This is a genomic window from bacterium (assembly GCA_030654305.1).
Taxonomy (GTDB): domain Bacteria; phylum Krumholzibacteriota; class Krumholzibacteriia; order LZORAL124-64-63; family LZORAL124-64-63; genus PNOJ01.
In genome coordinates, this window is the sequence record JAURXS010000488.1 from 1 (window position 1) to 1,933 (window position 1,933).

Here is a 1,933-nt window from a genome sequence, read left to right on the forward strand (position 1 = left end):
TTCAAGACGTTGATGAGCTGGGGCAGCTCGTCGATGCTGGTGCGGCGGATGAGGCGGCCGATGGGGGTGATGCGCGGGTCGTTGGCGAGCTTGAAGTTGCTGGCCAGGTATTGCACGTAGAGCTTCGGGTTGTCGGTTTTCCAGCGCTCCAGGGCGCCGTCGGCGTCCATCACCATGCTGCGGAACTTGATGAAGTCGAACAGCTCGCCGTCCACCCCCACGCGCTTCTGCACGAAGAAGGCGGGGCCGGCGTCTTCGCGCTTGATGCGCCAGGCGACCCAGGCAAACAGCGGCGCGAGCAAGACGAGCAAGGCGGCGGCGCCGGCGATGTCGAGCCCGCGCTTCAAGATCTGCGGGCCGCGGCGGTTGAGGTTGTTGCGGGCGCGCAGCAGCAGGACTTCGTGGCTGAAGAAGTGCGAGACCTCCATGCCGTAGATGGGCAGGCCGCCGAGCGCGGGAACCATGACGAGGTCGTCGCGGGTGAGCATGAGCTCTTGCGAGAGTTCGCGCAGCCAGTTGTTGTCGCGGATGCCGAGCACGCCCACGAGTTGGTAGGGGCCGGGTTTGGCCAGGAACTCGCGCACGCCCGGGGTGAGCGCGGTGGGGGCGAACACCCCGTCTTTGCCGAGCGACACCAGGCGTTCGCCGGGGTTGGGGCTGACCACGGCCACGGGCTTGTAGCCCAGCAGCGGTTCGCTGGCGAGGGCGGCGGCGGCTTTTTCAACGTCGTCGGGGTGGCCGATCAGCACGTAAGGCTGGGTGAGCAGGCCGGCGCGCAGCAGGTGGGAGCGGATGGCCAGTCGCGCCAGCGGCAGGAAGATGAGCACGAGGCCCCAGGTGACGCCGGTCCAGAGGCGCGAGAGCGGCCACTTGGCGAGGTACATGACCATGGCGTCGAGCAGCGCGGCGACCACGATGACGCGGATCATCTGCCGCGCTTCGTCCCACCAGGGTTTGCGGCGGTGGGCGGTGTAGTGGCCCTGCTCGGTCCACATCCAGCCGACCATGGCGAGGGCGATGGCGGCGAACAGCGTGAGGCGGAGCTGGCCGTTGTTGGCCCACCAGATGTTCATGGCCTGCGAGAGGCTCATTTCGTCGCGGAACCAGGCGGGCAGGCGCCCGGCCACGAAGCAGCACCACAAGACGCTCAGGTCGGTCAGCACCAGACGGGCCTTGACCCAGCGCTGCCGCCGGGCGAGCTTGGCCCAGGGCGCGAGGCTGCGGGCCAGGTCTTGCTCGTTGTAGAGCGGGACGACCGTTTCCTGCGCGCGCCCCGGCCCTGAGGGAGGCGTAAGCACGTCTCTGTCTGGCGATGCAATCATGGAATTCCCCGACTTTGTATTTGTTTCGACTTGCAACCTTTGGGCCAGGTATTACGCAAACAGGTAACACCGACTAAACCATAGGTTCGTTTAGCGAACGTGACAGTGTGTAAATTGACACACTCCGATACCACCACCTGTAGACCTTCAGTTTAATCGACGACTTACGATTGGTAACACCTTTGGTCGAATGAACCTAGGCTGTCCTCCTTTTGGGGGACAAGCCGGGGCGGGACGAGGCGACGAACGGTCGGTGCTGGGGGTGGGGCCGCGGCGGCGTGCGGCGCACGGTTTGGGGGCCGCTGCACAGGCCTGGTGCACCCGGGGCGGGCTCAGCTCAGGTCAAGGTCCAGCACGGGGGTGCGTTGGGCGGCCGGGCGTTGCGTGCAGCCCACGAAGATGTGTTCCTCGGGTTCTTCGAGGCGCCCCAGGTAGAAGCAGCAGAACGTCCAGCCGATGGTGTTGTCGACCTGGGCCGGGGTGCTCGGGCCGCGGCAGTCGATCTGGTTCAGCAGGGCGTCCATGAGCTCGATGGTGCAGCGGGCGTTGAAGTGCAGCTGGCACAGGCCGCCGCTGTTGCGCTGGACATGGCCAACCACCTGGCCGTCGAC

Annotated in this window: 2 protein-coding genes; both read right to left on the reverse strand. The window is 66.2% G+C overall.

Features of this window, described 5'->3' with window-relative positions; translation table 11 throughout:
- Window positions 1-1,298 (reverse strand): sugar transferase (locus Q7W29_13975; protein MDO9172929.1); only part of this gene is annotated, 1,298 nt, incomplete at its 3' end.
- Window positions 1,299-1,654: 356 nt separating this feature from the next.
- Window positions 1,655-1,933: hypothetical protein (locus tag Q7W29_13980; protein ID MDO9172930.1), on the reverse strand; the 279-nt coding region annotated here is incomplete at its 5' end.